Raw genomic sequence first — 20269 nt, 5'->3', positions numbered from 1 at the left:
CCGTAATCCGCATCCCAGGGTTCCTTCGCCGTCCTCGTTTCAAAGCTGGAGTCTCTTATGAGCCAGGCAAAATCCGCGAGCATCATCGATTCTCGCATCCTCGTTCCCGCCGTCGGTGCCGCCTTCCGGAAGCTCGACCCACGCGCCCTTGCCAGAAATCCGGTCATGTTCGTCGTGGCCACGGTTTCGGTGCTGACCACCGTCCTCTTCCTGCGCGACCTCGTGGCGGGCAACGGCAATCTCGGCTTCTCGTTCCAGATCAATCTCTGGCTCTGGTTCACCGTGCTCTTTGCCAATTTCGCCGAGGCCGTCGCCGAAGGCCGCGGCAAGGCGCAGGCGGATTCGCTGCGCAAGGCGCGCACCGAAACCCAGGCCAAGCTGCTGACCGCCAACAATAGCAGCGACTACCGCATGGTGCCCGGCACCAGCCTCAAGGTCGGCGATATCGTGCTGGTCGAAGCCGGCGACATCATCCCCTCGGACGGCGAAGTCATCGAAGGTGTCGCCTCCGTCAACGAAGCGGCGATCACAGGCGAATCCGCTCCTGTCATCCGCGAATCCGGCGGCGACCGCTCGGCGGTGACAGGCGGCACCCAGGTGCTCTCCGACTGGATCCGCGTGCGCATCACCGCGGCGGCCGGCTCCACCTTCCTCGACCGGATGATCTCGCTGGTCGAAGGCGCGCAGCGCCAGAAGACGCCGAACGAGATTGCGCTCAACATCCTGCTCGCCGGCATGACGCTGATCTTCGTGCTCGCCACTGCGACGATCCCGAGCTTTGCCATCTATGCCGGCGGCTCGATCCCGATCATCGTGCTCGTCGCCCTCTTCGTCACCCTGATCCCGACAACGATCGGCGCGCTCTTGTCGGCGATAGGCATTGCCGGCATGGACCGCCTCGTCCGCTTCAACGTGCTTGCCATGTCCGGCCGCGCCGTCGAAGCGGCCGGCGACGTCGACACGCTGCTGCTCGACAAGACAGGCACGATCACGCTCGGCAACCGTCAGGCGACGGCCTTCCGCCCGGTTCGCGGCGTTTCCGAGCAGGAGCTCGCCGATGCCGCCCAGCTCGCCTCGCTTGCCGACGAAACTCCGGAAGGCCGTTCGATCGTCGTGCTCGCCAAGGAGAAATATGCGATCCGCGGCCGCGACATGGCGAGCCTCAAGGCCAGCTTCGTGCCTTTCACCGCGCAGACCCGCATGAGCGGCGTCGATCTCGAAGGTGCCTCGATCCGCAAAGGTGCGGTCGATACCGTGCTCGCCTATGTCAACGGCGACGCCCCCTCGAAGAACGGCAACGAGGTTATGCGCGAGCTGCAGTCGATATCAGATGAGGTCGCCAAATCGGGCGGAACGCCGCTCGCCGTCGCCCGCGACAGCAGGTTGCTCGGCATCGTCCAGCTGAAGGACATCGTCAAGGGCGGCATCCGCGAACGCTTCACGGAACTGCGCCGCATGGGCATCCGCACGGTGATGATCACGGGCGACAACCCGCTGACGGCGGCGGCCATCGCTGCAGAAGCCGGTGTCGACGACTTCCTCGCCCAGGCGACGCCGGAGATGAAGCTGGCGCTGATGCGCGAGGAACAGGCCAAGGGCAAGCTCGTCGCCATGTGCGGCGACGGCACCAATGACGCGCCCGCACTCGCCCAGGCCGATGTCGGCGTCGCCATGAACACCGGCACGGTCGCCGCCCGCGAGGCCGGCAACATGGTCGATCTCGACAGCGATCCAACGAAGCTCATCGAGATCGTCGAGATCGGCAAGCAGCTCCTGATGACACGCGGCGCGCTGACGACCTTCTCGATCGCCAACGACATCGCCAAGTACTTTGCCATCATCCCGGCGATGTTCCTGACCTTCTACCCGCAGCTCGGCATCCTCAACATCATGGCGCTGTCGACGCCGCAGAGTGCCATCCTCTCGGCGATCATCTTCAACGCGCTCATTATCATCGCGCTGATCCCGCTGTCGCTGAAGGGTGTCCGTTACCGGCCGATCGGCGCCGGTGCGCTTCTGTCACGCAACCTGCTGATCTACGGCCTCGGCGGCATCGTCGTTCCCTTCGTCGGCATCAAGGCGATCGACATGGCCGTCGCGGCCCTCGGTCTCGCCTAAAGGAGTTAAGAACGATGTTGAAAGAACTTCGTCCGGCGGTCGTCATGATCGTCGCCACCACTGCGATCACCGGCCTTCTCTACCCGCTCGCCATGACGGGTGCCGCCCAAGCGCTCTTCCCCGCCCAGGCGAATGGCAGCCTCATCGAGAAGAACGGCCAGGTCATCGGCTCGACGCTGATCGGCCAGGCCTTCACCAGCGACAAGTATTTCCATGGCCGTCCGTCGGCCGCCGGCGACGGCTACAATGCCGCCGCCTCCGGCGGCTCGAACCTCGGCCCGACCAGCCAGAAACTGATCGACCGCGTCAAGGGCGACTACGAAAGCGCCAAGGCGGCAAACCCGAACGCCGAGGTGCCGGCCGACCTGGTCACGGCGTCGGGTAGCGGTCTCGATCCCGATATTTCGCCCGAGGCCGCCTACTTCCAGGTGCCGCGCGTCGCCAAGGCGCGAAACCTAGACGAAGCCAAAGTGAAGGCGCTGGTCGACGGCGCCGTTCACCATCGCGAGCTCGGCATTCTCGGCGAGCCCACCGTCAATGTTGTGGCGTTGAACCAGAGCCTTGATGGTTCTATGACTGAGTGAGTTTAGGCGAACGACGAACGGCTGGATAAAGCAGCCGACGCGGTCTGCCGTGTACGCCGCGGAGAGTTTGGCACGAAAGCCAACCCCACTCTCCGCCATCCTCGGGCTTGACCCGAGATGACGGAGAGTGGGGGACGGACCGAGCTATTCGCGGCGTAGAGCCGGCTGGAGAGGAGAGGGGAATGCCGGCCTGAAGAAGCGGCATGTCTTGCAGGCCGGGGCGGGTTTGGCAAGAAGGCCAACCCCATTCTCCGTCATCCTCGGGCTTGACCCGAGGATCCATGCCGCGGCGCCGGTGGGTGCCGCGTGGATGCTCGGCTCAAGGCCGAGCATGACGGAGAGCGGGGGACACGAGGAGCTATTCGCGGCGTAGAGCCGGGTTCCAGAACGCCATCTGCCAGCTGAACCAAACAATGCCGGCGCGTCGGCTGAACTGACTTTACGAGGGATCGAGGCGTAGCGCCCATCCTCAAGCACAGGCATCTGCAGAAAGACCAAACGCATGCCAGACGACAATCGCGACCAGGCCGGCAGGCCCTCGCCCGATGCGCTGCTCGAAAAAGCCCGGGCGGAGATGCGCGGCCGTCTGAAGATCTTTCTGGGCGCCGCCCCAGGTGTCGGCAAGACTTACGAAATGCTGGTCTCCGGCCGCGCCAAGATCGCCGACGGCCTCGACGTCGTCATCGGCGTTGTCGAGACTCACGGCCGCAAGGAGACCGAGGCGCTGCTCGTCGGTTTCGAGATCATTCCTCGCGTCAAGATCGACTATAAGGGCCGTCCGCTCGAGGAAATGGACCTCGACGGCATCCTCGCCCGCAGGCCCGATCTCGTGCTGGTCGATGAACTCGCCCATACCAATGCCGAGGGCAGCCGGCACCCGAAGCGCTACCTCGACGTCAAGGAATTGCTCGATCGCGGCATCGACGTCTATACGACGCTCAACATCCAGCATGTCGAGAGCCTGAACGACGTCGTCTCGCAGATCACCCGCATCCGCGTGCGCGAGACGGTGCCGGACTCGATCATCGACCTTGCCGACGACGTCGAGATCATCGATCTGACGCCGGACGATCTGATCAAGCGCCTGCATGACGGCAAAGTCTATGTGCCCCGCACCGCCGAGCGGGCGCTGACCAACTATTTCACCCCGGGCAACCTGACGGCGCTGAGAGAACTTGCGCTGCGCAAAACCGCGCAGCGCGTCGACGATCAGTTGCTCACCCATATGCAGGCTCACGCGATCTCCGGCCCCTGGGCGGCGGGCGAACGTGTCCTCGTCTCGATCGACCATCATCCGCGCTCCGCCTCGCTGGTGCGATATGCAGCCCGTATGGCCTCGCGCCTGCGCGCGCCCTGGGCCGCCGTCTATGTCGAGACCAACCGTTCGGTCAATCTGACCGAAGCCGAGCGCGATACCGTTGCCGCAACGCTGCGTCTTGCCGAACAGCTCGGCGGCGAGGCGATCACCATACCCGGCCGCGAGGTCGCCGAAGAGCTCGTCCGTCACGCCACCGCCAACAACGTCACCCACATCGTCATCGGCGCCCCCAAGGCGGCGACGTGGCGTGACTGGTGGAGCCGTTCGATCACTGACGAACTGATCCGCAAGACCGGCGAGATCAGCGTCCATGTCATTTCAGGCAACGAGAAGGACGGCACCACCGCGCGCGGCGTCCGGGCGGCGGTCACAGCCCCCCAATTCGATTTCAGAGCCTATCTGCTGGCGACCGTCTATGTCGCCATCGCGCTTGGCGTCAGCATCGTGCTCGATCAGGTGCTCGACGTGCGCAACCTCGCCCTCGTCTTCCTGATGGCGGTGCTGACCTCCGCCGTCCTGCATGGTTTACGGCCGGCGCTCTACAGCTGTATTCTCGGCGCGCTGTCCTTCAACTTCTTCTTCCTGCCGCCGCGCTACACGCTGACGATCAGCGATCCGGAAAGCGTGCTTGCCTTCTTCTTCTTCCTCGGCGTCGCCATCATCGCCAGCAATCTGACCGCCACAGTGCAGCGCCAGGCCGCCGCCGCCCGGCAGCGGGCCCGCACGACGGAAGATCTCTATCTCTTCTCGAAAAAGCTCGCCGGCACCGGCACGCTCGATGACGTGCTCTGGGCGACCGCCTTCCAGCTCGCCTCGATGCTGAAGGTCCGCGTCGTGCTGCTGCTGCCCGAAGAAGGCAGCATCGCCGTCAAGGCCGGTTATCCGCCCGACGATACGCTCGACGATGCCGATATCGCCGCCGCCCGCTGGGCCTGGGAGCACAATCACGCCGCCGGCCGCGGCGCCGATACCCTGCCCGGCGCCAAGCGGCTCTATGTGCCGCTCAGAACCGGGCGCACCGCCGTCGGCGTCATCGGCCTCGACAGCGACCGCCGCGACGGGCCGCTGCTGACGCCGGAGCAGCAGCGGCTGCTCGACGCGCTGGCCGATCAGGCGGCCCTTGCGATCGAACGCGTCCAGCTCGTCGCCGATGTCGACCGGGCAAGGCTCGCGGCCGAAGCCGACCGGTTGCGGTCGGCCCTGCTCACCTCGATTTCGCATGACCTGAAAACACCGCTGGCGGCCATCCTCGGCGCCGCCGGCACGCTGCGCGACTATTTTGCATCGATGCCGGAGGAGGACCGCAGCGACCTGCTCTCGACCGTCGTTGACGAATCCGAGCGCCTCAACCGCTTCATCGCCAACCTGCTCGACATGACCAAGATCGAATCCGGTGCGATGGAGCCGAATTTTGCGTTGCATTATGCCGGCGATATCGTCGGCAGCGCGCTGCGTCGCGCCGCAAAGATCCTAGAGCGCCACAAGACCGAGACGAGCATTCCCGCCGACCTGCCGATGGTGCGCGTCGATCCTGTCCTGTTCGAGCAGGTGATCTTCAACCTGCTCGACAATGCCGCGAAATATGCGCCCGAGGGATCGGTGGTCCATATCGAGGGTTGGGTCGATGCCGATAACGTCGTCCTGCAGGTCTCGGACGAAGGTCCGGGCATTCCACCCGCCGATCTCACCCGCGTCTTCGACACCTTCTATCGTGTCCGCAAGGGCGATCAGGTGCGCGCCGGCACCGGCCTCGGCCTTTCCATCTGCCGCGGTTTCATCGAGGCGATGGGCGGCACGATCACCGCCGCCAACCGAAAGGGCCGCCGGGGCGCCGTCTTCGCCATTCACCTGCCGAAGCCCAACGACATACCGAAACTGGACGAACTCAGATGACCGGTTCAGCCGTCAAGATCCTCGTCGTCGACGACGAGCCCCCGATCCGCAAGCTGCTTCGCGTCGGCCTGACCGCGCAGGGCTACGAGGTGCAGGAGGCGCCGAATGCCGTCAGCGCCCGCCGATTGGTCGCCGACGACAAGCCCGATCTCATCGTGCTCGATCTCGGCCTGCCCGACACGCCGGGCCATGACTTGCTTCAGGAGTGGCGCGACGAAGGCCTGTCCATACCCGTCGTCATCCTCTCCAGCCGCACCGACGAGGCCGGCATCGTCAAGGCGCTGGAAAGCGGCGCCGACGATTACGTCACCAAGCCCTTCGGCATCAACGAACTTGGCGCCCGCATCCGCGTGGCGCTGCGCCATCGCCTGCAGCAGCAGGGCGAAAAGGCGATCTTCCAGACCGGCGGGCTGTCGGTCGATCTCGTCAAGCGCATCGTCAAGGTCGACAGCGAGGAAATAAAATTGTCGCCGAAGGAATATGACATCCTGCGCGTGCTCGCCCAGCATGCCGGCAAGGTGCTGACACATCAGTTCCTTTTGAAGCAGGTATGGGGCCCGGCGGCCGATGTGCAATATCTGCGCGTCTACATCAGGCAGCTCAGACAGAAGATCGAGCAGAGCCCCGACCAGCCGCACTATATCACCACCGAGACCGGAGTCGGCTATCGTCTCAGGGAGCCGGACTGACCTGCTCTCTCACCCGCCGCCTGAACTGTATCGAGAATGACATGTATCTTCCCAACATCATACGGCCGGAACACACCTTCATCGGCGTGTCGGCACCGACAAAATGGCGCGCGCTGCATATCATAGCGGACAAGGCAGCCAAGGCCTTTTCCGTCGACAGCCAGACCATTCTGAAGGCGCTCGAAGCGCGTGAGAAGCTCGGTTCCACCGGGATCGGCAATGGCATTGCCATTCCGCATGCCGCGATCGACGGCATGACCAGTCCGCGCGGCCTTCTCATCCGCTTCGCGCAGCCGCTGGATTTCGAAGCGATCGACGATGTCCCGACCGACATCGCCTTTGTGCTCATCTTCGGGGAGAACAATCGCGGCGAATATCTGAACGTGCTGTCGGCCATCGCCCGGCGGCTGCAATCGGATGGCGTGCTTGCCGCTATGCGCAAGGCAAGGACAGCGGACGAATTCTATTCCGATTTCATCGCTGATTCCCGGGCATAAAGCGCGGCCCGAAGGCCGCGCCCGCTTGTCTGCAATCAGACCAACTTAGAAGTCGCGCTGGAAGCGCAGGAAGCCGAAGACTTCGTCGTCGCCTTCGTCCTCATCGTGGTACTGCACGCTGAGCTTCGTTCTGAGGTCGTCGACGATCCGGTAGTCGATCGTCACACCGGTCGTGTAGGCGCTGCCGCCGGTGAAGCCATTGCCGTCAGCCTCCAGGGCGATGTTTTCGAAGTACTGGAAGCCCGGGGTGACCGTCCACTTGTCGTTGATCTTCAAGGCGTATTCTGCTGCGATCGTCCATTCGGACTCTTCGTAGTAGTAGTTGGCGCCGCTTGCCCAGATGCCGGCGATGCCGAGCGTGCCCGGACCGATGTCGGCATAGACGATGCCGCGGACGGCGACTTCGCTGGTGTCGGTGTCATAACCGGCAAGCAGGTAAGCGCTGATGGCGCCGGCCTTGTAGGAAACCTGGCCTGCGACACCGAAGTTGTTCGGGCCTTCGCCCGGCTTGGTGGCGTAATCTTCTTCCAGCTCATCGACCGAGAGGCCGGCGGCGAAAGCGCCATTCTCGTACTGATAACGGATCGAGTTGTGGGTCGTCTCGTTGCTGGCGAGCGTATCGGTCTCGCCGCTCATGTCGTCGTCCCACCAGCTATAGAGCTTACCGACGCGGAAACCGGCGATGTCGATATAGCCTTCATCCAGCAGCGCTTCCTGATCGGAGGCGTTGTCGGCATTATAACGCAGCGTCATGACGCCGGTCAGCGTGCCGTACTCGGTGTCGTTCTTGGCCTGGAAGGTCACCTGACCGCGAGTCCAGAAGTTTACGTCGGAATCGCCGGCAATGTTGTCACCGAAGCGCACTTCGGTACGGATGTAGCCGCCGATCGAAAGGCATGTTTCCGTTCCCGGAATATAAAAATAGCCGGTACCGTAGGCGTCGCAAACGCGAACATATTCCACGGGCTCGGGTTCCGCCGCCACGATGGCGTCGGCTGCGCGTGCTCCGGATGCCGCGACAAGGGCGGCGACGGAGGCAAAAAGGATAGTTCTGATATTCATTTTGAATGGCCCTAACAGGTTTGGATTGCGAGGCGCATTTCAAGGGATGCCCCCACGTAGCGGCCGGCAAATACGACCGCACCGCCGCCATATAGGAATCCACAAGTGTCATCGCGGCAAAATCCGGGCAAAAATCAGCTTTACCAAGGTCGCTTGCGGAGAAACTGTGGCAGAAAAAACACGGTTCTGGGGCAGGACGGGGGCGAACCCACGATTGGCCGCGGCCAACTTCGGCAGGTCCATTTCAAAATCACCCCTCAAATGGAATGACATTCTAATAGATACGGCGAAACTGAAAGACATTTCGTTTCATTATACGACTGACTTGATAGAGTTAAGACCGTCATCAGGAGGGTCCCAATGCAGACACAAAGGTTCACCCGGCTCCTCGCAGCCGCGGTCATGGCAGGCAGCTTTGCGATCGGAAGCGTCGCTCCTGTTTTCGCGGATCAGGCGCTTCTCAATGTTTCCTATGATCCGACCCGCGAATTGTACAAGGATTTCAATGCCGCCTTTGCCGCCAAGTGGCAGAAGGATACGGGTGAAACCGTCACGATCAAAGCTTCGCACGGCGGCTCCGGCGCCCAGGCGCGCTCGGTCATCGACGGTCTCGACGCCGACGTCGTGACGCTTGCCCTCGAAGGTGATATCGACGCCATTGCCAAGGCGACGGGGAAGATTCCGGCAGATTGGAAGAGCAAGCTCCCGAACAATTCGACCCCCTACACCTCGACGATCGTCTTCCTCGTGCGCAAAGGCAACCCGAAGGGCATCAAGGATTGGGGCGATCTGATCAAGGATGACGTGCAGGTCATCACGCCGAACCCGAAGACCTCGGGCGGCGCCCGCTGGAACTTCCTGGCGGCCTGGGCTTGGGCCAAACAGGCCAATGGCGGCGACGACGCCAAGGCACAGGATTACGTGACGAAACTGCTGCAGCATGTTCCGGTGCTCGATACGGGCGCCCGTGGCGCGACCACGACTTTCGTCCAGCGCGGCCTCGGCGACGTGCTCCTTGCCTGGGAGAACGAAGCCTATCTCTCGCTCGAAGAACTCGGGCCCGACCAGTTCGAGATCGTGACGCCGTCGTTCTCCATCCGCGCCGACCCGCCGGTCGCCGTCGTTGACGGCAATGTCGACAAGAAGGGCACGCGCAAGGTCGCCGAAGCCTATCTCAACTACCTTTATTCGGACGAGGGCCAGAAGATTGCCGCCAAGCACTACTACCGGCCGATCAAGCCCGAAGCCGCCGATCCGGCCGACGTCGCCCGCTTCCCGAAGCTAACCCTTGCCACCATCGAAGACTTCGGCGGCTGGAAGCAAGCGCAGCCGAAATTCTTCGGCGACGGCGGCGTATTTGACCAAATCTACAAGCCGGCCCAATAATAGATTTCATGAGTGCACATAGCCCCACGCGGTGGCGGTTCAGGCGGCCGAGCGTCATTCCGGGTTTCGGAATGGCGCTCGGCCTTACCTTGACCTGGCTCACCCTTCTGATCCTCATTCCGCTCTCCGGCCTTGCCGTCCGGTCGAGCGCGCTCGGCTGGGAGAAATTCTGGTCGATCGCGCTCGATCCGCGTACGCTGAATGCACTGCGCATCAGCTTCGGCACCGCCTTCATCGCCGCGATCGTCAACGCTGTTTTCGGCATCATTCTCGCCTGGGTGCTGGTGCGTTATCGCTTCCCCGGCAAGCGCGTAATCGATGCAATGGTCGATCTGCCTTTCGCGCTGCCGACCGCGGTTGCCGGCATCGCATTGACGACACTTTATGCGCCGAACGGCTGGGTCGGCCAATTCCTGACCCCGCTCGGGATCAAGATCGCCTTCACGCCGGCCGGCATTGTCATAGCGCTGATCTTTGTCGGCCTGCCCTTCGTGGTGCGCACCGTGCAGCCGGTCATGGAGGAAATCGACAAGGAAGTGGAAGAGGCTGCGGCAACGCTCGGCGCCAACCGCTTGCAGACGATTTTCCGCGTGCTGCTGCCGGGGCTGGCGCCTGCCGTTCTCACCGGCTTCGCGCTCGCCTTTGCCCGCGGCGTCGGTGAATATGGTTCGGTCATCTTCATCGCCGGCAACCTGCCGTTCAAATCGGAGATCGCACCGCTGCTGATCGTCATCAAGCTCGAGGAATATAACTACGCTGCGGCGACCGGCATTGCCGCAATCATGCTGATTCTCTCCTTCGGCATGCTGCTCGTCATCAACCTCATCCAGAGCTGGAGCAGGCGGAGGTACGGCTATGGCGCTTGATACGACCACTCAACCCGGCAAATTGCGCTCGGTGACAACAGAACACCGGATCGCCCGCTACAGCCTGATTATCCTTTCGCTCGTCTTCCTGCTGCTGATCTTGCTGCTGCCGCTCGCCGCCGTTTTTGTCGAGGCCTTCCGCAAGGGCGCCAGCCCCTTTCTCGAAGCGCTGCAGGATGTCGAAACCTTCTCGGCGATCCGGCTGACGCTGATCGTCGCCGGCATCAGCGTGCCGCTCAATCTCGCCTTCGGGGTTACCGCTGCCTGGGCGATCGCCAAGTTCGAGTTCAAGGGCAAGGCATTTCTGACGACGCTGATCGACCTGCCCTTTTCCGTTTCGCCGGTCATATCGGGCCTGGTCTTCGTGCTTCTGTTCGGCGCCAATACCTGGCTCGGCCATTGGCTCAGCGCCAATGACATCAAGATCCTGTTCGCCGTTCCGGGGCTTGTCCTGGCGACTATGTTCGTCACCTTTCCCTTCGTCGCCCGCGAACTGATTCCGCTGATGCAGGAACAGGGAACGGCCGACGAAGAGGCGGCCCTGTCGCTCGGCGCTAGCGGCTGGCAAACCTTCTGGTACGTGACGCTGCCGAACATCAAGTGGGGTCTGCTCTACGGCGTGCTGCTCTGCAACGCCCGCGCCATGGGCGAATTCGGGGCCGTGTCGGTCGTCTCCGGCCACATTCGCGGCCAGACGAATACCATGCCGCTGCAGGTGGAAATTCTCTACAACGAATATAATTTCACCGGCGCTTTCGCCGTCGCCACACTTTTGGCGCTGCTCGCGCTCGTGACTCTTGTTTTGAAGACACTGCTGGAAATGCGCTACAGCGCCGAAATATCCGCCAGCCGGCGGCACTGAAGGATTTGAAATGGAAGTACGCGTTCAAAACATTCGCAAGGAATTCGAGCGTTTTCCGGCGCTGCACGACGTCTCGCTCGATATCCGCTCCGGCGAACTGATCGCACTGCTCGGCCCTTCGGGTTCCGGCAAGACGACATTGCTGCGGCTGATCGCCGGATTGGAAAGCCCGACCGAGGGACAGATCTTCTTCGGCGACGAGGATGCCTCGAAGAAATCGGTACAGCAGCGCAATATCGGCTTCGTCTTCCAGCACTACGCGCTCTTCCGCTACATGACGGTGCTCGACAACGTCTCGTTCGGCCTGAGGGTTAGAAAGGGTGCCCGGCGTCCCGCGAAAGCCGACATCCGCAGGCGGGCGCTGGAACTGCTCGACCTCGTGCAGCTTTCCGGTCTCGAAAAACGCTATCCCGCCCAGCTTTCCGGCGGACAGCGCCAGCGTGTGGCACTCGCCCGCGCCATGGCGGTCGAGCCGAACGTGTTGCTGCTCGACGAACCTTTCGGAGCGCTCGATGCCCAGGTGCGCAAGGACCTGCGCAAATGGCTGCGCGAAATCCATGACCGCACCGGCCACACCACCGTCTTCGTCACCCACGACCAGGATGAGGCGCTGGAGCTTGCCGACCGCGTCGTCGTCATGAGCCAGGGTGCGATCGAGCAGGTCGGGACGCCCGACGAAGTCTATGATTATCCGAACTCGCCCTTCGTCTTCGGCTTCATCGGCCAGTCGAATTGCCTGCAGGTCGAAATCGCAGACGGCGACATCCGCTTCGAAGGCCGCTCGCTCGGCCTCAATGCCGAGGGTGAGCCCGACGGACCGGCGCAGCTCTACTTCCGCCCGCATGATGTCAGGCTCTGCGAATCAGCCGAAAACTGCATTGCCGGCCAGCCGGTCTCCAGCCGCCGCGTCGCCGGCACCCGTCATATCGAGCTCGATATCGGCAGTGAGCGCCCGCACGTCGAAATCGAACTGCCGCCGAGCGAGGCCGACAGGCTCGACCGGCACCGGGTGGCATTCAAGCCGACTCGCTGGAAGCTGTTTCGCAGCTGATTCGAATTTCAGCGTCTTTTCCGACGGGCAGCAGGCTCTCTAACAGCTTGAGTTGGTGGATAATTCCTTAATTTTTGGGGATTATGCAGCAGACGGCCGCAGGCTAATCGCCGGAATCGCACCCGGCGAGAGTCTCTAAAGCCTTTTGTGATCTCTGGTTGTTTGTATTTCAGTCATATGACGAGTAAAAGATTTTTCGCGTTAATCATAAAGGGCTGGACTAATCCCATAGGAGGCACCTGGCGTTGAGGGCGGAGATTTCCTTTGGAAAATCCCTGATCGGGATTTTATTCGTAGGACTGGCGGCCGCAGGCTGCACCACAACACCAAAGCCGGCGACGACGCCGGCAAAGACAAAACAGGCTCAAGCGGCGAAAGTCACTTTCAATTATACCGCCAAGGATCGCGACTGCCTGAAGCGCGCGATGTATTTCGAATCGCAGCATTCCGACGAGGATGGTTATCTGGCCGTCGGCACCGTCGTCATGAACAGGCTGACGTCGGGCGCCTATCCACCGTCGATCTGCGGTGTTGTCGCCCAGGAGAAGCAGTTTGCGCCTGGGGTCATGACGCGGGAAGTCAAGCCGCAGGCCGAACCGGAACTCGCCACCGCGGCCGATGCGATCCTCCTGAAGGGTGCGCGCCATCCCCAAGTGAAGGACGCGATGTTCTTCCACACCGACGGTCTGAAATTTCCCTACGACAACATGCATTATGTGACGGTCGCCGGCGGCAATGCCTTCTACGAGAAGCGCGATTCCAACGGCATGCTCGAAACGCCGCCGCCGCTGCCGTCCTATGAGGTGGCGATGAATTATGTGCCCGGCGAAAGCATGCTGCCGCCGCAGTTCGAGGCGCTGATACCCTCCGCCGTTCCCGTTCCTCTGCCGGCCCCCGATCCGATGCCGACGGCGAGCACGGCGCCGATGCAGATAACAGCCCCGGTGACCCAACCGGAAACCGCGCCTGCGCCCGAGCCGGCAATGCGGATCGCGATCCCGACGCCCCGTCCCGCCTATGACAGCGTGATGCTGCGCGGCGAGATCCCGGTAAACGGCGGATAAACCTGTATTTCGTTCAAGTGGGAAGAGCGCCTTAGGCGCGCTCCTCCCAGATCTTCGCAAGCTCCACGATCGTTGCGACGGCTTTTTCCATGTCCTGGCGGCTCACCCATTCGAGCGGCGAATGGAAGGCATGGCCGCCGGCAAAAATGTTTGGGCACGGCAGTCCCATGAAGGAGAGCCGCGAGCCGTCCGTGCCGCCGCGAATGCTGCCGCGCACCGGCGTCATGCCGGCACGATGCACGGCCTCAAGCGCGTTCTCGACAATCTCCGGATGGCGGTCGAGCACCGTCTTCATGTTGCGGTATTGTTCCGTCACCTGGAAATGGTAGGTTGAGCCGGGATAGGCCGACATCACCTGCTTGACGATGGTTTCGAGCATCGCCTCCTTTTGCGCGAGCCCCTCGTCGGTAAAGTCGCGAACGATGAAGCTCAACGACGCCTTTTCCATCGAGCCGGTCACGCCGACCGGATGGATGAAGCCCTGCTTGCCTTCCGTCGTCTCCGGCGCCACGTCCTTCGGCAACCGGTCGATGATGGCGCCGGCGATCTTGATGGCGTTCTCCATGCGGTCCTTGGCGAAACCCGGATGTATCGCCACGCCCGATATGCTGATCTCGACGCCGTCGGCCGAAAAGGTTTCGTCCTCGACGTGGCCCACCGTCTCGCCGTCCATCGTATAGGCGAAGTCCGCTCCGAGTTTATCCAGATCGACCTTGTTGACGCCGCGTCCGACTTCCTCGTCGGGCGTGAACAGGATCTTGATCGTTCCGTGCCGGATATCGGGATTGTCGACGAGAACCCGGGCCGCGGTCATGATTTCTGCCAGTCCCGCCTTGTCATCGGCGCCGAGCAAGGTCGTGCCATCAGTCGTGACGATGTCGTTGCCGATCTGGTTGCTGAGCTCGGGATGCTCGGCGACACGGATCACCCGGCTAGAATCGCCGACAAGCCTGATATCGCCGCCCGCATAATTCCTGACGATCTGCGGCTTGACGTCGGTGCCGCTGAAATCGGGCGCCGTGTCCATATGCGAGCAGAAACAGATGACCGGCACCGGCTTGTCGCTATTTCCAGGAATGGTCCCATAGACATAACCGTGTTCGTCCAGATGCGCGTCCGCAAGGCCGATCTCCAGCAGCTCGTCGACCAGAAGCCGGCCGAGATCCTTCTGCTTTTCGGTGGTCGGCTGCGTCGATGAAGAGGGATCGGATTGGGTGTCGATAACGACATAGCGGAGAAAGCGGTCGAGAACAGTGTCGGTCATGGCAATCCAGTTCAGTGAGATCTCCCGAGGATATAGCCCTCGCGAGCGATCCGGCAAAAGATTTTTCTGCTGGATAAATGGTTCTATCCCGACGGCAGCTTTATCAAGGGAGGATGGGATGGACTGGACCCGCGTGCGTGCGAAGCCGTCATTCACGGCTCCCTGGCGGGTGCAGGCCACCAGCCGTCCGGCGCGACCCAGGCGTGCCGCTGCACCTTACCAAAGGCCGAGCCCCGGAGGTCACGTCGGACTTGGAAATAGCTGTCGCGCGGCACCAGGGAGGAGCCGCGCCAGCTCGAAGCGCAGTCAGCGAACTGATTTGAAGGCAGCCCGCAGTTCTTGCGCAAACAGCTGGGGCTGCTCCCAAGCAGCAAAGTGTCCGCCTCGCTCCACCTGATGGTAGTAAACGAGAGAAGGATAAGCCTGTCGACTCCAGCTCTCCGGCGCCTTATAGATCTCCTTCTGAAAAACCGTGATGCCGACAGGGATCTTGATATCCTTTGTCTTCTGCGCCTCGGAGCTGAAGTTATTGTTGTTGTTTTCCCAGTAGAACCGCGAGGACGACGCGCCGGTATTGGTCAACCAGTAGAGCGTAATATCGTTCAGCATTTCGTCTCTGGTCAGAACGCGTTCGGGAACGCCGTCACTGTCGCTCCATTGGACAAACTTTTCATAAATCCATGACGCCAATCCGGACGGGGAATCTGACAGCGAGTAACCGATTGTCTGGGGCCGCGTTACCATCATGGCGCCATAGGCGGCATTGCGGCCAAAAAAGGCGCTCAGAGAGTCGTAGGCCCCTTTTTCCGCTGGGGACAGTCCGGCAGGGGCCGCGTCGCCATTGTTGATCGCCCGCATGAGATCGCCCGGTACAGTCGCCGGCATGTTCAAATGGATTGCCAGCAAGCCTTTCGGTGCTTGCCGTGCCAAGGCGTCGGATATCACCGAGCCGTGATCGCCACCCTGCGAAACGTAATGCGTGTAACCCAGGCGCTTCACCAGGACGTCCCAGGCGCGGGCAACGCGGTCAGGTCCCCATCCCTGATCTGTCGGTCGGCCGGAAAAGCCGTAGCCGGGAATCGAAGGAATAATCACGTCGAACGCATCTTCCGGCTTGCCACCATAGGCCGTGGGATCGGTGAGAGGTCCGATCGTCTTGATGAACTCGAAGATCGATCCCGGCCAGCCATGAGTCAAGATGACCGGGAGAGCATTCGGATAACGGGAGCGGACGTGAATGAACTGAATGTCGACGCCGTCGATCGTCGTGATGAACTGCGGCAGGGCGTTCAGCTGGTCTTCGGCTTTGCGCCAGTCGTAGTCGGTCCCCCAATAGCGGACAAGGTCCTGAACGCGCGCCAGCTGGATGCCCTGCGAGATATCTCCGACCGTCTCCTTATCCGGCCAACGTGTCTCTGCTATACGTCGTTTGAGATCATCAAGCTGGCTCTGATCGACATGAATGCGGAAAGGGCGGATACTCTCATCCAACGCCGGTCTTGCTTGGACGGTCGTTACGCCGGCTTCTTCTGCGCGTGCGGACTGCAGGTAAGACATCGTTGCCAACGATCCGACGGCGATGGCGATCGCCCGCCCGAGCAGCGGGCTCGACTTGGAAAACTTTGCAATAGTGGTCATGGGATAGCCTCCTTCGCTTGGCGTTCTGCGACTTTCTCGCGATTGGAGTGCTAGACGGTCGATGTATCACTTATGTTTCCGGCTGATGCTTGTTCTGTTGCAGAATGTAGCGTCGCGGTCGTCAGATACGCGATCTAACAAATGGGTGCGGGGACAGTCGAACGCGCCGGCGGCTGGAACAACGATCACCGCTAGTTCGTTTGAGGACCGAATATCCGGAAACAGCCATGGCCAGCGACAAGCTATCAAGCTACCGATCAAAACGCGATTTTCAGAAGACCGCTGAGCCCAGCGGCGAGCGGTCCCTCAAACAGAGCAACCGCCGTCGCTTTGTCATCCAGAAGCACGATGCGACACGGCTGCACTACGACCTGCGGCTCGAGCTCGATGGCGTGTTCAAGAGCTGGGCCGTCACCAAAGGCCCATCGCTCGATCCGCACGACAAGCGGCTGGCGGTCGAGGTCGAGGATCATCCCCTCGATTATGGCGACTTCGAAGGCACTATTCCGAAAGGCCAGTATGGCGGTGGCACGGTCATGCTGTGGGATCGCGGCTATTGGGAGCCGGAGGGCAGGAAGAGCCCGGAGCAGGCGCTTTCCAAGGGTGATTTCAAGTTCACGCTCGAAGGCGAGCGCCTGCACGGGAGCTTCGTGCTGGTGCGCATGCGCAACGATCGCGAGCGCAGCAAGCGTACCAACTGGCTGTTGATCAAGCATCATGACGAGTTCTCCGTGGACGAGAACGGTGCTTCCATCCTCGAAGAAAACGTCACCTCGGTGGCCTCAGGCCGCAGCATGGAAATGATCGCAGCCGGCAAGGGGCGCAAGCCGAAACCCTTCATGGTGGAGGGCGGCAAGGTCCAGGCGGACGCCGTCTGGGACAGCAATCACGGATTGGCCGCCGAGGAGCGGCAGTCGGAGGCGAGTGCGGGAAAGCGCGCCGGTACTGCGACGGCGGTTGATCTTCCGGATTTCATCGCGCCGCAACTCTGCGAGAAGGTCGAGCGACCGCCTGGCGGGGACGGTTGGATCCATGAGATCAAGTTCGATGGATATCGCATTCAGATGCGCGTGCTCGATGGCGAAGTCACCTTGAAGACCAGGAAAGGCCTCGACTGGACGACCAAGTACCCCGAAATCGCCGAGGCGGCGTCTGGGCTTCCGGATTGTATCCTCGATGGCGAGATTTGCGCTCTCGACGAGCAAGGTGCGCCTAACTTCGCGGCACTCCAGGCGGCGCTATCGGAGGGCAAGACCGCCAGCCTCGTCTACTTCGCCTTCGACCTGCTCTATGACGGCGGCGAGGATCTCCGGTCGAAGCCCCTGATCGAGCGAAAGAGGCGATTGCAGGAGCTCCTCACCGAGGCCGGCAACGATCCTCGGATCCGCTACGTCGAACATTTCGAGACCGGCGGTGACGCCGTCCTCAGATCGGCATGCAAGCTCTCGCTGGAAGGCATCATCTCAAAACAGACAGATGCCCCCTATCAATCCGGACGAACGGAAAGCTGGGCAAAGTCAAAATGCCGGGCGGGGCACGAGGTGGTGATCGGCGCCTACGCCAAAACCAACGGCAGGTTTCGTTCCCTTCTCGCCGGTGTTTTTCGCGGCGATCATTTTGTCTATGTCGGCCGTGTCGGAACCGGCTACGGCGCCAAGAAAGTCGAAACGTTGCTTCCGAAATTGAAGGCGCTGGAGACGGCGAGATCGCCCTTCACGGGTATCGGTGCTCCGAAGAAGCAGGCCGAGGTCGTCTGGGTAAAGCCCGAGCTTGTCGCCGAAATCGAATTCGAGGGGTGGACAGCGGACGGTCTCGTCCGCCAAGCAGCCTTCAAAGGATTGCGCGAAGATAAGCCTGCTCGGGAAGTCGAGGCGGAGCCACCGGTAAGACCCTCCAAAGCGGACATCGCGGAGCCGGTTCCGAGAGCCAGGCAAACACCGGCGCGCCGCAAGGGTGCGAAGGCTGATGTCATGGGAGTGCTCATCTCAAACCCGGACAAACCATTGTGGCCGGATGCCAACGGCAGCGAACCGGTCACGAAGGAAGAATTGGCGGGCTATTACGAGGCAGTCGGCGACTGGATGATCCACCACATCAAGGGCAGGCCCTGCTCTATCATCCGCGCCCCGGATGGAGTTGGCGGCGAGCAGTTCTTTCAGCGCCATGCGATGCCGGGACAATCGAACCTGCTCGACCTGGTCAAGGTGTTCGGGGACAAAAAGCCATACCTGCAGATCGATCGCATCGAAGGCCTTGCCGCGGTCGCCCAGATCGCAGCGGTCGAACTCCATCCGTGGAATTGCGAACCCGGTCAACCGGAAGTTCCTGGTCGTCTGGTGTTCGACCTCGATCCCGGGCCTGACGTTCCCTTTGCCACGGTCGTTGCCGCTGCCCGCGAAATGCGCGATCGGCTGGAAAACCTCGGACTGATCAGCTTTTGCAAGACGACGGGCGGCAAGGGCCTGCATGTCGTGACCCCGCTTGCGGTCAATAAGCGCAAGCCGCTGTCATGGCCCGAGGCAAAGGCTTTCGCGCATGACGTCTGCCAGCAGATGGCCCGGAACAACCCCGATCTCTACCTTATCAAGATGACGAAGAGCCTGAGGGGCGGTCGCATTTTCCTCGATTACCTGCGCAATGATCGCATGGCGACGGCCGTAGCGCCGCTTTCTCCTCGAGCCCGCCCCGGTGCGACGGTATCAATGCCTCTGACGTGGACGCAGGTGAAATCAGATCTCGACCCTAAAAGGTTCACGATCCGAACCGTACCTGCCTTGCTATCGAAGTCGTCCGCCTGGAAGGATTATTGTGAGGGGCAGCGTCCCTTGGAGCAGGCGATCAAGAGGCTCGGCCGTGCCGGCAAGCATGCCGCGTGACCAGGAGCGGGCGCAGCTCGCGGCCCTGAATGACTTCATCTGATCGCAGCCGGGCCATCAGCCATATCGAAGACGGCAGCATTATCCTGGATCTCGCGGAGCCCCTTATATGAGGGGTGGCGTAGGCTGCCCTCACGCGTCCAGCCGCGAAACTCGATTTCGGCGATGAGGGTCGGTTGCGAAAAAACAAGCCGCTTCCCTTTCAGCGGCACGACGGGTTTTTTCGTTTGGAGACAGTTCAGCGTCTTGCGCAAATATTCCGCCTCGGTTCGATTGAACCCCGTGCCGACGGACCCGACATAGATCCAGTCGTGACCCTTTCGACCCGCAAGCAACAGACTGCCGAGCCCGCCGCGGGTGCTGGCCGATTCCTCGTAACCCACGATCATGAAGCTGTCGCTGTGAACACATTTGATCTTCTGCCAATCCCCGAGGCGGCCACTCCGGTAAGAACTGTCCCTGCGTTTTGCGATGATGCCTTCCAGGCCCAGACGGCATGCGTGCTCGAGCAGTTCCTCGCCACCCAAATCCAGTTCTTGCGAGAACCGAATGGCGCCACCGTCGGTCTCGGGGATCAGATCTTCCAGTAAATGACGGCGCACCGACAGTTCCGTGCGCGTCAGGTCGTGACCGTCGAGATACAACAGATCGAAGGCGTAGAATATGGATTCGGTCGATATCCGCTTGCCACCCCTGCCGCCGAGCGAGCGCTGCAACGCTCCGAAATCCGAGCGACCCTCTTCATCGAGGACGACGGCTTCTCCGTCGAGAATGCAGCTCGACACACCGAGTTTTCTTGCCCCCGCGGCGATCGTCGGAAATCGATGGGTCCAGTCATGGCCGCCACGAGTGAGAATGCGAATACCCTTTGGCTCGATGTGGAGCGCCAATCGGTAGCCGTCCCACTTCACCTCATAAAGCCAATCCGGCCCTTGCGGCACCGTCTGCTTCAGCAGCGCCAGGCAGGGCTCCACTCTGGACGGCATTGCATCGAACGGCAGGTTTGGCTGGTCCGGATCACGCCGACGGACAGGCCGCGATTGTATCGAAGAACCGGAGTCGCGAAGGAGAGGAGCGGAGAGGCCGCGTGATCTGGTCATC

General features: G+C 61.7%; 15 protein-coding genes. 11 read left to right on the top strand and 4 right to left on the bottom strand.

Features of this window, described 5'->3' with window-relative positions; translation table 11 throughout:
- Window positions 1-57 precede the first annotated feature (57 nt).
- The 5 genes from kdpB to AMK02_RS28835 all read left to right on the top strand — a co-directional run bounded on the left by kdpB (window position 58) and on the right by AMK02_RS28835 (window position 7099).
- On the top strand, window positions 58-2118 hold the full coding sequence (gene kdpB, locus AMK02_RS28855; RefSeq protein WP_064808462.1) for a potassium-transporting ATPase subunit KdpB: 2061 nt from the start codon (window positions 58-60) through the stop codon (window positions 2116-2118).
- Window positions 2119-2132: 14 nt separating this feature from the next.
- The gene (kdpC, locus tag AMK02_RS28850) at window positions 2133-2702 is read left to right on the top strand and encodes a potassium-transporting ATPase subunit KdpC (RefSeq protein WP_064808460.1); all 570 of its coding nucleotides are present in this window, start codon (window positions 2133-2135) and stop codon (window positions 2700-2702) included.
- A gap of 502 nt (window positions 2703-3204) precedes the next feature.
- Complete coding sequence (locus AMK02_RS28845) at window positions 3205-5913, top strand: sensor histidine kinase (protein WP_064808458.1); 2709 nt, start codon at window positions 3205-3207, stop codon at window positions 5911-5913.
- On the top strand, window positions 5910-6602 hold the full coding sequence (locus tag AMK02_RS28840) for a response regulator transcription factor (protein ID WP_064808457.1): 693 nt from the start codon (window positions 5910-5912) through the stop codon (window positions 6600-6602). The genes AMK02_RS28845 and AMK02_RS28840 overlap by 4 nt, the downstream gene beginning before the upstream one ends.
- A 41-nt stretch (window positions 6603-6643) precedes the next feature.
- A complete protein-coding gene (locus AMK02_RS28835; RefSeq protein WP_064808455.1) occupies window positions 6644-7099 on the top strand; it encodes a PTS sugar transporter subunit IIA in 456 nt (151 codons plus the stop codon).
- A 45-nt stretch (window positions 7100-7144) separates the two neighbouring features.
- Here the strand turns inward: AMK02_RS28835 and AMK02_RS28830 are convergent, their stop codons facing one another.
- A complete protein-coding gene (locus tag AMK02_RS28830) occupies window positions 7145-8161 on the bottom strand; it encodes a porin (RefSeq protein ID WP_064808453.1) in 1017 nt (338 codons plus the stop codon).
- Between the two features lie 360 nt (window positions 8162-8521).
- On the opposite strand from AMK02_RS28830, the gene AMK02_RS28820 reads away from it, so the two are divergent.
- The 5 genes from AMK02_RS28820 to AMK02_RS28800 all read left to right on the top strand — a co-directional run bounded on the left by AMK02_RS28820 (window position 8522) and on the right by AMK02_RS28800 (window position 13390).
- The gene (locus tag AMK02_RS28820; RefSeq protein WP_064808449.1) at window positions 8522-9547 is read left to right on the top strand and encodes a sulfate ABC transporter substrate-binding protein; all 1026 of its coding nucleotides are present in this window, start codon (window positions 8522-8524) and stop codon (window positions 9545-9547) included.
- A gap of 8 nt (window positions 9548-9555) precedes the next feature.
- On the top strand, window positions 9556-10413 hold the full coding sequence (cysT, locus tag AMK02_RS28815; RefSeq protein ID WP_064808447.1) for a sulfate ABC transporter permease subunit CysT: 858 nt from the start codon (window positions 9556-9558) through the stop codon (window positions 10411-10413).
- Entirely contained in the window at window positions 10403-11275 is an 873-nt protein-coding gene (gene cysW / locus AMK02_RS28810) for a sulfate ABC transporter permease subunit CysW (RefSeq protein WP_064808445.1), read from the top strand. The genes cysT and cysW overlap by 11 nt, the downstream gene beginning before the upstream one ends.
- A gap of 10 nt (window positions 11276-11285) precedes the next feature.
- On the top strand, window positions 11286-12326 hold the full coding sequence (locus tag AMK02_RS28805; protein ID WP_064808443.1) for a sulfate/molybdate ABC transporter ATP-binding protein: 1041 nt from the start codon (window positions 11286-11288) through the stop codon (window positions 12324-12326).
- A gap of 245 nt (window positions 12327-12571) precedes the next feature.
- Entirely contained in the window at window positions 12572-13390 is an 819-nt protein-coding gene (locus AMK02_RS28800; RefSeq protein ID WP_064808441.1) for a cell wall hydrolase, read from the top strand.
- 31 nt (window positions 13391-13421) lie between these two features.
- Here the strand turns inward: AMK02_RS28800 and pepT are convergent, their stop codons facing one another.
- Window positions 13422-14654: a peptidase T gene (pepT, locus tag AMK02_RS28795; protein ID WP_064808440.1), complete on the bottom strand. Its 1233-nt coding sequence runs from the start codon at window positions 14652-14654 to the stop codon at window positions 13422-13424.
- Between the two features lie 306 nt (window positions 14655-14960).
- Entirely contained in the window at window positions 14961-16292 is a 1332-nt protein-coding gene (locus AMK02_RS28790; RefSeq protein WP_064808438.1) for an epoxide hydrolase family protein, read from the bottom strand.
- 227 nt (window positions 16293-16519) lie between these two features.
- On the opposite strand from AMK02_RS28790, the gene ligD (AMK02_RS28785) reads away from it, so the two are divergent.
- The gene (gene ligD, locus AMK02_RS28785) at window positions 16520-19168 is read left to right on the top strand and encodes a DNA ligase D (RefSeq protein ID WP_064808437.1); all 2649 of its coding nucleotides are present in this window, start codon (window positions 16520-16522) and stop codon (window positions 19166-19168) included.
- Window positions 19169-19203: 35 nt separating this feature from the next.
- On the opposite strand, the gene ligD (AMK02_RS28780) is transcribed toward ligD (AMK02_RS28785), so the two are convergent.
- Complete coding sequence (gene ligD, locus AMK02_RS28780; protein ID WP_064808435.1) at window positions 19204-20268, bottom strand: non-homologous end-joining DNA ligase; 1065 nt, start codon at window positions 20266-20268, stop codon at window positions 19204-19206.
- Window position 20269 lies beyond the last annotated feature (1 nt).

It is taken from the genome of Rhizobium sp. N731, assembly GCF_001664145.1.
Lineage (GTDB): Bacteria > Pseudomonadota > Alphaproteobacteria > Rhizobiales > Rhizobiaceae > Rhizobium > Rhizobium esperanzae.
Note: the sequence above shows the minus strand (reverse complement) of the source record. Positions and strands in the feature narration are given on the sequence as shown.

Bases quoted from the DNA above. Each gene is read 5' to 3' on its own strand.
- kdpB (WP_064808462.1), top strand. From the start codon at position 58: ATGAGCCAGGCAAAATCCGCGAGCATCATCGATTCTCGCATCCTCGTT.
- kdpC (WP_064808460.1), top strand. From the start codon at position 2,133: ATGTTGAAAGAACTTCGTCCGGCGGTCGTCATGATCGTCGCCACCACT.
- AMK02_RS28845 (WP_064808458.1), top strand. From the start codon at position 3,205: ATGCCAGACGACAATCGCGACCAGGCCGGCAGGCCCTCGCCCGATGCG.
- AMK02_RS28840 (WP_064808457.1), top strand. From the start codon at position 5,910: ATGACCGGTTCAGCCGTCAAGATCCTCGTCGTCGACGACGAGCCCCCG.
- AMK02_RS28835 (WP_064808455.1), top strand. From the start codon at position 6,644: ATGTATCTTCCCAACATCATACGGCCGGAACACACCTTCATCGGCGTG.
- AMK02_RS28830 (WP_064808453.1), bottom strand. From the start codon at position 8,161: ATGAATATCAGAACTATCCTTTTTGCCTCCGTCGCCGCCCTTGTCGCG.
- AMK02_RS28820 (WP_064808449.1), top strand. From the start codon at position 8,522: ATGCAGACACAAAGGTTCACCCGGCTCCTCGCAGCCGCGGTCATGGCA.
- cysT (WP_064808447.1), top strand. From the start codon at position 9,556: ATGAGTGCACATAGCCCCACGCGGTGGCGGTTCAGGCGGCCGAGCGTC.
- cysW (WP_064808445.1), top strand. From the start codon at position 10,403: ATGGCGCTTGATACGACCACTCAACCCGGCAAATTGCGCTCGGTGACA.
- AMK02_RS28805 (WP_064808443.1), top strand. From the start codon at position 11,286: ATGGAAGTACGCGTTCAAAACATTCGCAAGGAATTCGAGCGTTTTCCG.
- pepT (WP_064808440.1), bottom strand. From the start codon at position 14,654: ATGACCGACACTGTTCTCGACCGCTTTCTCCGCTATGTCGTTATCGAC.
- AMK02_RS28790 (WP_064808438.1), bottom strand. From the start codon at position 16,292: ATGACCACTATTGCAAAGTTTTCCAAGTCGAGCCCGCTGCTCGGGCGG.
- ligD (WP_064808437.1), top strand. From the start codon at position 16,520: ATGGCCAGCGACAAGCTATCAAGCTACCGATCAAAACGCGATTTTCAG.
- ligD (WP_064808435.1), bottom strand. From the start codon at position 20,268: ATGACCAGATCACGCGGCCTCTCCGCTCCTCTCCTTCGCGACTCCGGT.